The organism is Parabacteroides faecalis (assembly GCF_022809355.1).
In the GTDB taxonomy this organism is placed as follows: Bacteria; Bacteroidota; Bacteroidia; order Bacteroidales; family Tannerellaceae; genus Parabacteroides; species Parabacteroides faecalis.
Map to the genome: position 1 here is coordinate 161060 of NZ_JAKZMM010000001.1, position 12752 is coordinate 173811.

Sequence of the window (12752 nt, forward strand, 5' to 3'; positions counted from 1 at the left end):
TTTGATAAAGATATAATGGTTACTTTTACTTGGTAAACAAACGGAGACTTACTAACTCTAAAACGTAAGATTATATCATGGAAAAATCAAGAAGAGACTTCTTTAAGAAAGGATTGATGGGTTCATTGGTCTTGGGCACAGCTTCTTTATCTCATTCTGCAAAGGCTGTGACATCAATGGTAGAAGCCAAAAGAGCGAAACGGGTTTTGATGATTTCACGGGATGGAATTTGTGTGGAAGGTTTTTTAAAAGCCCATACACCTCGCCTCGATGCCTTGTTGGCAGAAGGCGTATTGTCATTACAGACACGTGTGGTGATGCCATCAGTCACTTTGCCTAATTGGACGAGTCATTTAACAGGAAGCGGACCTGAACAGCATGGAGTTGTTGATAATAGTTGGGAAATCACGAAATTCAAATTGCCCGCAGTCGAAAAAGACAGGTCTGGATATTATCCTTCTCTATTTAAAGTCCTGAAAGATAACCTGCCGGATGTCAAAACAGCTTTCTATTATAATTGGATTAATTTGTTTTATCCCTATAATAAGAAATACTTGGATGAAGTAAGTTACTTGGAAAACGATGCGTATGTGCCGAATTATGAAAAGGCACTGGCATTCATGAAGGCTAATCGGAAATCTCCGACGGTAGTATTCTTATACTCGGTTCATACAGATCATGCCGGGCATAAACATAAATGGATGTCGCCTGAGTATATTCAGTCGATTGAAGAAGCCGATGTAGAAATCGGAAAACTCTTGGATCAGATGAAAGAAGAAGGACTGTATGAAGATACACACTTTATGTTCCTGACAGATCATGGAGGCATTGAATACGGACATGGCGGCGTTAGTACGGATGAAATGATTGTTCCATGGGGAATTGTCGGTCCGGATATTCCTCGGGGAAAGAAGATGGAGGAACCGAATAATACAGTTAATACAGCTGCTGTCATATTACATTTGTTCAAGATTAAGCAACCGGCTTGTTGGACTGGCGAAGTTCCAGCATCAATTGGACGTTAAGTTTGTACTTATGCTGTTGTTTGTGAAAACAGATTGCCTTCCGTTTTTTTATGCGTGTGGAAATCCTTATTTTTGTAGCCAAATAACAGGTAAGTATGAACTATAGAATAAAATCTCCGGAAACAGAAATGAAGGCAGTTGTTCAACTGCCTTCTTCCAAAAGTATCTGTAACCGGGCGTTGATATTGAATGCACTTAGTTATAGCTCCTATCCTATTCAAAATCTTTCAGACTGTGATGATACGGCAGTGCTGGTAAAGGCTTTAAATTCGAATGACCGGGATTTTGACATACAGGCTGCCGGCACAGCGATGCGTTTTCTGACGGCCTTTTTGGCAAAGGTTGTAGGTGAATGGACTATCACCGGGACAGAACGAATGAAAAACCGGCCGATTAAAATATTGGTAGATGCCCTTAATGCGGTTGGGGCTCGTATTGAATACATGGAGAAAGAGGGTTTTCCTCCGTTACGTATTTGGGGTAGTGCGCTGCAAGGTGGGGAAATCTCTTTGTCTGGTGGTGTAAGTTCTCAGTATATCTCTGCATTATTGATGGTAGCTCCTTTGATGGAGAAAGGGTTAGTCCTTCATTTGGAAGGGAATATTATTTCAAAGCCTTACATTCAATTAACCCTTCAATTGATGAAGCAGTTTGGTGTCCAGTCGGAATGGAAAGGATCGACCATCCGGGTAGCACCTCAAGAATATCAGCCTATACCTTTTACGGTAGAATCAGACTGGAGTGCCGCCTCTTATTGGTATGAAATGATGGCTTTGTCGCGTCAGGCCGAGATTCAACTCAAAGGTTTGTTCAAACAAAGTTTACAGGGTGATGCTGCAGGAGCTAAATTGTTTGCCCAATTGGGTGTGGGTACCTCATTTACTTCCGACGGAGTTGTATTGAAAAAGACCGGGAATGTAACACGGAAGTTAGTATATGATTTCGTGAATGAGCCGGATCTGGCACAGACCTTTGTTGTAACCTGTGTTGGAATGAATATTCCTTTCCGCTTTTCCGGATTACAAAGTTTGAAGATTAAGGAAACCGACCGGATCGAAGCCTTAAAACAGGAATTACATAAGTTAGGCTATGTGTTGAAAGATAGTTGTAACAGTATTCTGGAATGGGATGGAGAGCGATGCGAAGCCGAAGAGAATCCACAGATAGCAACGTATGAAGACCATCGGATGGCTATGGCCTTTGCTCCGTTGGCTTTGGTTCGTCCGGCAGGAATCGAGATTATGCATCCTGAAGTCGTTAGCAAGAGTTATCCGCATTATTGGGAACATTTAACAGAAGCGGGTTTCCTGATAGAAGAAAAGACAGAATAAAACATACATAAGTCATGTGGTATATCCTATTAAGTCTGGTTGTTTTAGGTATTGTTGCTGCCATTTTGGGTTATTTCCGCAATAAGAAATTACAGAAAATGCTGGAACGTGGCGAAATTACTGAAATACCGGAACCTCAAGAGATTCCGGAAGAATGTTGCGGTCAGCATGAAGTTTGTGAGCGGGATAGTTTATTGGCGGCAGTCAGTAAGTCTATTGAGTACTATAATGATGAGGAACTCGACCGTTTCAAAGGTGTAGAATCGGACGCATATGATGAGTCGGCAGTAGATGAGTTTCGGGAAGTCCTTTTTACCTTGCGGGAAGTTGAAGTTGCCGGATGGCTACGCAGTTTGCAATTGCGTGGTATTTGTTTGCCGGATGAGCTGAAAGACGAGGCTTTTCTGATTGTCGGTGAGCGACGAATTCATTAAGGAGAGGAAAGAAAGATGGAATTGTTTCAATATGCTTTTTTCCAATATGCTCTGTTAGGTAGTTTATTTACAGCCATAGCTTGTGGAATTGTGGGAACATATATTGTTTCCCGGCGTTTGGTATTCATTAGCGGAGGAATCACCCACGCTTCATTTGGAGGTTTGGGATTGGGATTTTATACCGGAATGAATCCGATTGTTTCGGCTATGCTGTTTGCTATTCTGGCTGCTTTTGGGGTAGAATGGGCCAGCAGGACTCAGCAAATACGGGAAGATTCTGCCATAGCGGGCGTTTGGTCGTTAGGTATGGCCTTGGGTGTGATCTTTATCTTTCTGACACCAGGTTATGCTCCTAATCTCTCGGCGTATCTCTTTGGAAATATCCTGACGATAGCTCCGGCAGATATCATGGCGAGTGCTGTTTTGTCGGTTGTCGTCTTGCTGTTGTTTGGTATTTTTACCCGGGAGATCATTTATGTGGCTTTTGATCCGGCTTTTGCCAAGACACAACAATTGCCTGTACGTTTGATAGAATATCTGATGATGTGCCTGATTGCCATAACCATTGTGTTGGCGATCCGTATGGTAGGGATTATGTTGTTGATGAGTTTACTGACATTGCCTCAAATCACGGTCAACCTGTTGACTTCCGATTTCCGAAAGATTATGTGGGGCAGTGTTCTGATTGGTTTTGTCGGGTCTGTCGTCGGTCTGTTCTTATCCTATTACTTGAATATTCCTTCAGGAGCTTTTATTATCCTGGTATTGGTACTGCTCTTTTTGGCAGTAAAGGCAATAAAAGCGCTTCTGATACGTTAATATATACGCATTTACTTCATGAGAAGTCGTTAGTCGTTTGTTATTTTGAAGAAAGGTTTTTATTACATAGTCGCTTTATTTGCGGTATCGTTTCTTTGGTCGTGCAGTACGAAGAAAAATACCCGGTTCAATCGTTTTTATCATGCGTTGAATTCTCGCTTTAATATCTACTATAACGGGAAAACTTCGTTTGATGAAGCCTTGTTGTCGATGCAGAAAGGATATAAGGAGAATTATTCAGATATGATTCTGATGTATCCGATCAGTGCACAACCAAAGGAAAAAGCAGAAACCGGTGGTCCCTTCGACCGGGCTATCGAGAAAAGTAATAAGGCTATCAAATTACATTCGATAAAGACAAAACCTAAGAAGAAAGCGGGCTGGAGGAATGACCCGAAACAAGTCAAGTGGCAGAATCAAGAAGAATATAATCCGTTTCTGAAGAAATGCTGGATGCTGATGGGGGAAGCTCAGTTTTACAATGCCGACTTTCTTCAAGCCTCTGCAACTTTCTCTTATATTACCCGTCATTACAAGGAAGATGAAGAACTGGTCGCTTCTGCCAAACTCTGGCAAGCTCGTTGTTATGCAGAGATGGGCTGGAATTATGAAGCGGAAGATATTTTGGGTAAACTGAATACAAACGGTATTCCGAAGAAATGCCTGAATCAATATGCGGCTGTTTATGCGGATTATTTGATCAAGAATCAGCAGTTCGAAGATGCAATTCCTTATATGAAGACGGCGATCAAGGCGGAAAAGAACCGGTTACAAAAGAGTCGGATGCGGTATCTGCTTGGACAAATGTATGCTTCCCTCGAGATGGATGGTATGGCATACAAGACCTTTGCCGAAGTGATACGTTCGAATCCTCCGTATGAATTGGAATTTGCCGCTCGTATCCGTCAGACGGAAGTCTTTTCGGGCAGTGATTACCAGAAGGTGGTAAAACGTTTGGAACGGATGGCCAAGAACCAGAAGAATAAAGATATGCTGGATCAGGTGTATTATGCCCTGGGAAATGTATATATGAGCCGGGAAGATACGGTAAATGCCATTAAGAATTATGAGTTGGGGGTTGAGAAAAGCACACAGAATGGACTGGATAAGGCTCTTTGCCAGATTCGATTGGGCGATTTGTATTTCGAGAAGCGTGATTATGTAAAGGCACAACCTAACTTCAGTGGTGCTTTAGCCGGTATTCAGAAGGAATACAAAGATTATGAACGGATCTCCAAGTTGTCGGCTGTATTGGATGAGTTGGTTGTTCATGTAGAAGCAGTCCATTTACAAGATAGTTTACAGACGTTGGCCAAGATGCCGGAAAAAGAACGCTTGGCTGTTATCGATAAGATCATCGAACAAGTTATTGAAGAGGAAAAGAAAGCTCAGGAAGAGGCCGAAAAGGAGGCTTTTCTGGCAGAACAGAGTGCTAAAGGAACAGGTATCAATCGCCCTGGAACGGAAGCTAATACAATTACACTCCCTACGGCGTCGGGTAGTACTTCGTTCTATTTCTATAATCCGCAGGCCGTAGCGCAAGGTAAAACTCAGTTCCAAAGAAAATGGGGACGTCGTCCGCTGGAAGATGATTGGCGAAGACGGAAGAAAACACTCACGACATTTAATGATCCGAATGACATGGACGAGGAAACCGCCCAAGAAGGAATGGAGGGAGAGCAATCACAGGATTTGGCTGCCGGCGGTGAAGGCGATACTTCTTCTGTCGTAGGTTCAGACGATCCGAAGTCACGGGAATATTATTTACAACAGCTTCCGATGACGCCCGAAGATGTAGATGCTTCGAACGTAATCATTGAAGATGGTTTGTATAACATGGCTATGATCTATAAGGATAAACTGGAAGATCTGTCGCTTTCAATAGAAGCTTTTCAGAATTTGGAGAAACGCTTCCCGGATAATTCACATCTGATGGAAAGTTATTATCAGATTTATTTAATGGCTTTGCGTCTGAAGGATGTCGGACTGGCGGAAGAGTATAAACAGAAGATGATGGCCAAGTTCCCTGAAAGTGATTATGCCGTGGCTATTTCCGATCCGAATTATGAATATAATATCCGGATGATGGATGTGGTGCAGGATTCTATTTATGAACAGACATACGAACGTTATCTGGCAGAAGATACTTCTACTGTACGACGGAATTTCCGGATGGTCAGCGAGAAGTATCCATTGGCAAAACTGTTGCCGAAATTTATGTTCCTGGATGCATTGACTTATGTACAGGCTGGCGATGCCGAAGGCTTTAAGCAGGCATTGAAAGCTTTATTGGATAAATATCCTTCAGAGGATGTTTCGGAACTTGCCGGTGAGATGTTGAAAGGTGTTTTACGTGGCCGTCAGATGGTTCAGGGCGGTGTTACGGGTATGACATGGAATCTGCGTTTTGGTACAGGAGAAGATGGCTCATTGTCGGCAGCTGATTCTGCCCGGACGTTTAAGGCTGAGCCAAATGTTCCTTATCGGATGATTATGATTTACCCGACGGGGTTGGTAGATCGTAACCAATTGCTCTTTACGGTGGCAGCTTACAACTTTGCCAACTTTATGGTCAAGCAGCTGGATATGTCGTTTGAGGAATCTGGTATTGCTAGTATTTTCGTGTTGAGTGGTTTCTATAATTTCGATGAGGCTTGGCATTATTATAAGATGATATATGACAAGGGTGGTTATGCTTCTAGCTTGGATAAAGCCATTGATATTTTGCCTATTTCGGAAGATAATTATGAAACGTTGATGCATGGTAAAACGCTGGATGAATATATTGCTTTCTTTGATGAACATTTCCACGATCAGGCTCCTGAGTTAGCTGCCCGTTGGGCTGCTCGTAAGGAAGCTCAGGCTAAGGAAGCCCAGAAAGCGGAAGAAACGGAGACTGAAAAGGTTCCGACGGATACAGTTCCGGCGGTTAAAGAAGCTGAGGTTGTACCGGAAACACAGGTAGCTCCAACAGATACGTTGGCTACAGATACGGTCATACCTGTTATCTCTCCGGATACGTTGACTGCACAACCGGCTGATACCCTGCAACCTGTTCTGGAAGAACAACCGTTGCCAGAGAGAGAAGAACCTGTATTTACAGCTCCTAAACCTGAAAAAGACAAGGGTTTGACATTGGAGGATATCGAAGAAATTCGCCGTTTGCAGGCAGAAGCTGAGGAAATGCAGAAGGAAGAGGCACGACGGGTATTCGAAGCTGAGCAGGAAGCCGAACAGGTAGAATTGGAACTGAATGCGAAGATCCGGGCAGAAATAGAGGCTCAGCAACAAGCCGAAGAGGCAAAACTGTTGAAGGCTAAGGAAGAACGCGAGCGGCAATTGGAGGCTGATCGTAAGGCGAAGTTGAAACAGGCTGAAGCTGATCGGAAAGCGAAGTTGAAAGCTCGTGAAGAATTGCGTAAAGAAAAAGAACGTGCTTATAAAGAACGACTGAAACAGAAGGAAAAAGAACGGAAAGAGAAAGAACGTGCTTATAAGCAAAAGCTGAAAGAACGGGAAAAAGCTCGCAAGGCAGAACTGAAAGCCCGTGAAGAGGCGCGTAAAAATAGGGAGAAAACAGCGGAATGATAGTAATAGATAGAAACGGACAAAAGGAATGTCCGGAGGCTTTGGCGGCAACGATTGGTTTTTTCGATGGTGTACATTTGGGACATCGTTTCCTGATAGACCAGTTGAAGAAAGTGGCAGCGGAGAGAGGCTTGCCTTCGGCCGTGATTACGTTTCGGATACATCCTCGGGCTGTCTTGCATGCCGATTATCAACCGAAGCTGTTGAATACTTGGGAGGAAAAGTTGGCTCAATTGGCTACGACCGGGGTGGATTATTGTCTGGTTCTCGATTTTACGTTGGAGTTATCCCGTTTTTCGGCAGCTGAATTTATTACTAAAATATTGGCCGAAGCTTTTCGGGTAAAGGCTTTACTGATAGGTTATGATCATCGTTTCGGGCATGATCGGGCCGAAGGATTTGATCAGTATGTTGTATATGGGAAGGCTTTGGGAATGGATGTGATCCAGGCTCTACCTTATGATAATGGGCAGACGAAAGTAAGTTCTTCTGAAGTTCGTCGGCTTTTGGCTGAGGGCGAAGTGAAGCAGGCGTCAGTTTTGTTATCATATCCTTATTCTTTGAAGGGAAAGATCGTTAAGGGGCATCAGGTAGGACGTACAATCGGTTTCCCGACAGCCAATCTTTCGGTAGAAGATTCTCGTAAGATCCTACCCGGAAATGGTGTTTATGCAGTCTGGGCTGTTCTTTCCGGTAAACGTTATAAAGGTATGCTTTCTATAGGAAACAGACCGACATTGGATGATGGGAATAGTCAGTCCATAGAAGTGTATTTATTGGATTTCTCCGGTGATTTGTATGGTAAAGAGATCGAAGTCTCATTTGTGTCTAAGATTCGTGATAACCGGAAATTCCCTTCCTTATTGGCCTTGAAATCTCAGTTGGAACAGGATCGTCAGACCGTGTCTGAGTGTCTGATTTGAATGTTGGCAGGTTCTTTACTGAATCTAACGGGAATTAAAAATAAAACCAACGAGAATCAGAATCAATCCTCGTTGGTTTTGAATCATGCTTTCGGAAATATTCCCGATATTCTTATTTGACTTCTTCTATAGTTCCTTTTCCGATGACACGTTGTTGTACAGCGGTCGGACCTTTGTAACGGATGTTTCCTTTACCGACCAAGGTGGCATTCAGATTACCTGTCGGATGAATTTCAGCCAAGCCACTGCCTGCCATTTTGCATTTTACATCCGGAATAGCTACGCCATAAGCATGAATGTCACCACTACTTAATACTGTATAATTCCCTTGATTGGCTGATCCGGCTTTCAGACGGATAGAACCAGAACCTCCCATATTACAGTTCAGTTTGTCGACCTTCATGTTTTCAACGACCATATTGGCACTACCTGAAACGTCTAAATCCAAGACTCCTACTTCAATTGGCTGTTTAAACTGTACTAAACAATTCTCATTGGCTTTTACTTCCAGTTCATCACCAGACAGTTTGCTGTTTACCATGAAATTGGCGTTGCCTGCAGCTTTGACCTTTTTCAGCCATTTCGAGTTGGTTTTTACCACAAACTTGGTCAGTTTGCCAACCTTTACTTTCTTATCAAAGCTTAAGGTTAATATACGGTCATGAATATCTACATTCAGATATTGATGAAGATTTTCATCTAATGTTACTTCCAAACTACCGGGATCATCCGACTGAACATAACTAAAGTCCATGATACCGTCAATCCGCACTTCGTTGAAATCATCAATCTTAATGGTCTTGGTACTCAATGTACCGTTGCCGTTTACATTGTCGGCTGCTTTAGCATTCAAAAACAGACCGAATAAGAATGCCAGCAATAAGAATCCTTTTGTTTTCATTTTTCCTCCATTTACAGTTGTACATCAACTCTATTTACACAAACATGTACAAATGTAGGAAAAATTTAGTTGATATGATGAATATCTCCGCCACCAGAACATGAAGTATCTGTTTTTGGATTTCCTTTATAACGGATATCTCCGCCTCCAGATGCATGAGCATCCAATTGACTGATGGCATAAACAGTCGCATCTCCCCCACCGGAAACGTTACAAATAACATGATTCGCTTGTAAATCCTGAGCATTTAAGTCTCCACCACCCGATACTTTCATTTCTGCTTTTTGGGTTTTTCCGGCAACATTCGCATCTCCGCCTCCTGAAACTTTAACATAAACCTCTTCGCTGGTTAATTGGGTAACGTCTAGATCTCCACCACCGCTGATTGAGAAACTGGCAGATTTTATGTGAGCTGGTTCTTTAATTTCCATGTTCCCTCCGCCGGAAACGTAAGCATCTAAAGAGGCAATATCCAAAGCTGATTGCAGATAGAAATCGGTACCTCCGCCGATTGATAATTTATTCAAGTCTTTGGAAGAGGTTTCAATGACGAGTTTACTCGGAGAAATCTGTACACCTTCTTTTGTCTGTATTTGTAATTCATTCCCTTTTACATGAAAAGTCAATACAGGAAAAATATTTTCATCGGTAGTTACAGTCAGTGTTGTCTCCTTTCCTTGCTTGTAATATACCTTAGGTGAGTTAGAAGAATTTCCGCCCGACATGATAAATGCGAACAGCGACTTGAAAGAACCTCCCGACTGATGGATATGCCCTATCTGAATTGCCGTATAATCGTCAATTTGGATATCCTTTGTTATCAGATTTTCATTTCCTTCGATGTTTTCTGCGTGTAGCGGAGTTACGAAACCTCCCATTGTCATTGCTATCAGAGCAATCCATGCAACCATACCTTTTGTTTTCATATCTGTTTATTTTATTTGTTTATCTATAAGACGCACCTCAAAATAGTTTGGTTGCAGAAAAAGCTCATTAATTTCAATATATTTTGTGGAATGGATTATATTTATCTGGATCTTAATTATTTATCGGATATTCTTTATTTCAGTAGTTTCCTGTTTCCACCGTCTTCAAGTATTTGCATTTGTTGAATAGCTATTTGATTGAGTTTAAATATTCGTTCGTGTTGAGACATTCCTTGGTCAATAAAGACGGCATTTAGGTTTTCCATATTGGATAGACAAATAAGTTCGTTAATAGAAGCATAATCACGGATGTTTCCTTTAAGTTCTGGATGCTGTTCACGCCATATTTTTAATTGTACCGAATTCGGTACAATTAAAATGGGGATTATACAAGATTTCCCATTCTCCGATATATTCTAGTGTACTTTTTAAACTGAGCCATCGAAAGATAATATGGTCTTGCATTTGGCTACGGGTCATGTCTGTTAGCGATATATAGTCATTGTCATTGTATGATACGACAGATATTTCTGCATTTTGAACTTTAATTTTTGCCATAATTGTAGTTTTGTTTTTTAGAGATGTAAAAATGGAGTATATAAATATGAATAGGAATATTTAGTTAAGGTAAGAACAAAGGTAAAGTATTGAACATGATCTTATTCAAGATCTTTGTTTCCATGCTTTACCTTTGTAATTTGATTAATCGTCTTATTTATGAATTTCTGAAGTTATTCAGTCATTCACCCAATAATTATACACCTTCAATTGGCGGATCTGGCTGTTGAATTGTCCGGCTTTCTGCAGAGGGAAAACTAAGGTACGGACGTAATTCATCTTGTCTTTACCTTCATTGAACCAACGTTTCTGGATCGTCAGATCGTCTTTCAGTTGGTCGTTGACATATAATGCTGTATGTTTATTGTCTCCCGAAATAGTTAGCTTTACTTTTTGTCCTACCGGAAGATAATAATTAAAGGTATTCAGATAACCATCGCGTGCAAATCCTAAACGTCCGGTAATCGGATCAGCCAGATAAACTACGGCATCGGCTGAACGGAACAAGACGGTTCCCGGTTCTTCTTTCGCTCCTTCAATTTCGAAAGAGACAGAATAAGGATAACCGATTTCTTTTAATTCGGTCGTTTGTCCGGATTCAATTTGAGGTAATTCCATTACACAAGCAGGTTCCTTTCCTACCCGACCGGCCACGTTGACGCCTGGAGCTTCACTGAGAAGTAAGCGATCTGCGTTAAACTCTTGGTAAGGCAGAGCTGTACTTTTACCTGTCCACATCTTGACAGCCAATGTTTGCATTGCCGGATAAGCACGGTCATGAATATCTTTGGTAGATATTCCGTTTCCGTAGTGGTCGTTCCATACGGCGAACATACCGCCGGATATTTGTGGATGATGCTCTTCAAAGACCGCCTTTCCTATTTGAACCGGAGTCCATTCCTGATATAGTTTTTCTGTATTCAGATAATCATAATAATAACCGGCTGCCGGAACAATGTATAATAAACCGTCAGGAATACTGATCAATTGATAACCTTGTTTCATCATCTCAGCTGGATCAGCATATCCGTTATACCAGGCAGACATCAGTACATTTTCTGATTTGACAGGCGTATCGCCTTTAGCATGTGTCAAAGCGCCCCAAACGCAGGCTTGTTTTCCGAAACTTTCTACATAACGGATATAATGATCGGTAAAGGCACGGAACTTCTCTACGACGTCTTTCTTCTTATTGGAATATTCATCTGTACCGATATGTACACGTGGTCCTCGGAACACCGGATTTTCTCCTTCCAGATATTCTTTGAACAGGGCATCCACAAATTCGTATGTCTTTGGGTTGAATAAATCCAAATGGTCCATACCATATTCCTGACTTCCTATTTCCGGACAATATTGGGTAAGTGCCAATGAGTGAGCCGGTACATCTATTTCCGGAATAATTTCTACACCTAGACTGTCGGCCAGTAACTGCAGTTCGATAAATTCTTTCTTGGTATAGTGTCCGTCGGGAGCAGCTAATCCCGGAAAAGTCTCTGATTCCAGGCGGAAAGCTGCATAGGTTTTCATCCAGTCGTGTTCGAAGTACTGTTTGAAGGCATTATCATTCAAATGGATCTGGAAGGTATTCATTTTATAATACGACATGATTTTGACATAATCCCGCAGGAAAGACATTGGGATAAACTTTCGTCCGCAGTCCAACATAAAACCTCGGATGGCATAATCCGGGAAATCTCGGATCTCTCCTTTAGGCAATACCTGCTGTTCGTCTTGTTCTGCCAGCTGAAGCAAGGTACGAGTTGCCCAGAAAAGCCCTTTGGTAGTAGGGGCTGTCAATATCACCCGGTCTTTAATCTGAATGGCATATCCTTCATCTCCCAGTTTCTTGTCGGCTTTAAGCTGTAAGACAAAGTCTCCGGCTTTTCCTTTACCGGCAACAACCGGAATCTGTTTCCCAAATAAAGTCTGATAATCGGCAGCCAGTTGTTCAGCTACCTGACGGCTTCCATTCTCTTTTTCCGAATAAGTGATACGAGTCGTATTCCCAGGGATGAAATCACCGTTTGCCCCTTTCCATTCTTTCAATTCAGGAATCACAAACGGCTTTTTATTGGCTTCTGCCCGAGTAACAGAAAAAGGCATTAAACAAATTAACACCCATAGGAAAAGATACATTTGTTTTGTCATGATAAAATATGAATTTAATAGTTACGTGAATCATTATAAAGCGAAAGTAGGAATTTTTTGATAGCGTTCCAATAAGTTTCAGGTAAATTCGTATTT

Annotated in this window: 9 protein-coding genes and 1 pseudogene; 6 read left to right on the forward strand and 4 right to left on the reverse strand. The window is 41.9% G+C overall.

Going from position 1 to position 12752, the window contains the following annotated elements; translation table 11 throughout:
* The first annotated feature begins 77 nt into the window (after positions 1–77).
* The 6 genes from MUN53_RS00670 to MUN53_RS00695 all read left to right on the forward strand — a co-directional run bounded on the left by MUN53_RS00670 (position 78) and on the right by MUN53_RS00695 (position 8120).
* Positions 78–1025: an alkaline phosphatase family protein gene (locus MUN53_RS00670; RefSeq protein ID WP_243322962.1), complete on the forward strand. Its 948-nt coding sequence runs from the start codon at positions 78–80 to the stop codon at positions 1023–1025.
* Between the two features lie 95 nt (positions 1026–1120).
* Positions 1121–2356, forward strand: coding sequence for a 3-phosphoshikimate 1-carboxyvinyltransferase (locus MUN53_RS00675; RefSeq protein WP_243322963.1), 1236 nt, complete (start codon positions 1121–1123; stop codon positions 2354–2356).
* 14 nt (positions 2357–2370) lie between these two features.
* Complete coding sequence (locus tag MUN53_RS00680) at positions 2371–2790, forward strand: hypothetical protein (protein ID WP_022454780.1); 420 nt, start codon at positions 2371–2373, stop codon at positions 2788–2790.
* A gap of 15 nt (positions 2791–2805) precedes the next feature.
* Entirely contained in the window at positions 2806–3609 is an 804-nt protein-coding gene (locus MUN53_RS00685; protein ID WP_243322965.1) for a metal ABC transporter permease, read from the forward strand.
* A gap of 45 nt (positions 3610–3654) precedes the next feature.
* Positions 3655–7197, forward strand: a complete 3543-nt coding sequence (gene porW / locus MUN53_RS00690; protein WP_243322967.1) for a type IX secretion system periplasmic lipoprotein PorW/SprE — start codon at positions 3655–3657, stop codon at positions 7195–7197.
* Positions 7197–8120 (forward strand): bifunctional riboflavin kinase/FAD synthetase, encoded by a 924-nt coding sequence (locus tag MUN53_RS00695; RefSeq protein ID WP_394803019.1) that lies wholly within the window; start codon positions 7197–7199, stop codon positions 8118–8120. The genes porW and MUN53_RS00695 overlap by 1 nt, the downstream gene beginning before the upstream one ends.
* A gap of 112 nt (positions 8121–8232) precedes the next feature.
* Here the strand turns inward: MUN53_RS00695 and MUN53_RS00700 are convergent, their stop codons facing one another.
* The 4 genes and pseudogenes from MUN53_RS00700 to MUN53_RS00715 form a co-directional block, all read right to left on the reverse strand.
* Positions 8233–9021 carry a head GIN domain-containing protein gene (locus MUN53_RS00700; protein WP_243322971.1) on the reverse strand — a complete coding sequence of 263 codons (789 nt, stop codon included), beginning with the start codon at positions 9019–9021 and terminating at the stop codon, positions 8233–8235.
* Between the two features lie 65 nt (positions 9022–9086).
* On the reverse strand, positions 9087–9947 hold the full coding sequence (locus MUN53_RS00705) for a head GIN domain-containing protein (RefSeq protein ID WP_243322973.1): 861 nt from the start codon (positions 9945–9947) through the stop codon (positions 9087–9089).
* Between the two features lie 134 nt (positions 9948–10081).
* A pseudogene (locus MUN53_RS00710) lies at positions 10082–10505 on the reverse strand (KilA-N domain-containing protein).
* 177 nt (positions 10506–10682) lie between these two features.
* Positions 10683–12656 (reverse strand): family 20 glycosylhydrolase, encoded by a 1974-nt coding sequence (locus tag MUN53_RS00715; RefSeq protein ID WP_243322976.1) that lies wholly within the window; start codon positions 12654–12656, stop codon positions 10683–10685.
* Between the last annotated feature and the right edge of the window lie 96 nt (positions 12657–12752).

What these genes read in the sequence shown, in the direction of transcription:
- MUN53_RS00705 (WP_243322973.1), bottom strand. Translation starts at nt 9,947, where the DNA reads ATGAAAACAAAAGGTATGGTTGCATGGATTGCTCTGATAGCAATGACA.
- MUN53_RS00700 (WP_243322971.1), bottom strand. Translation starts at nt 9,021, where the DNA reads ATGAAAACAAAAGGATTCTTATTGCTGGCATTCTTATTCGGTCTGTTT.
- MUN53_RS00685 (WP_243322965.1), top strand. Translation starts at nt 2,806, where the DNA reads ATGGAATTGTTTCAATATGCTTTTTTCCAATATGCTCTGTTAGGTAGT.
- MUN53_RS00680 (WP_022454780.1), top strand. Translation starts at nt 2,371, where the DNA reads ATGTGGTATATCCTATTAAGTCTGGTTGTTTTAGGTATTGTTGCTGCC.
- MUN53_RS00670 (WP_243322962.1), top strand. Translation starts at nt 78, where the DNA reads ATGGAAAAATCAAGAAGAGACTTCTTTAAGAAAGGATTGATGGGTTCA.
- MUN53_RS00715 (WP_243322976.1), bottom strand. Translation starts at nt 12,656, where the DNA reads ATGACAAAACAAATGTATCTTTTCCTATGGGTGTTAATTTGTTTAATG.
- MUN53_RS00675 (WP_243322963.1), top strand. Translation starts at nt 1,121, where the DNA reads ATGAACTATAGAATAAAATCTCCGGAAACAGAAATGAAGGCAGTTGTT.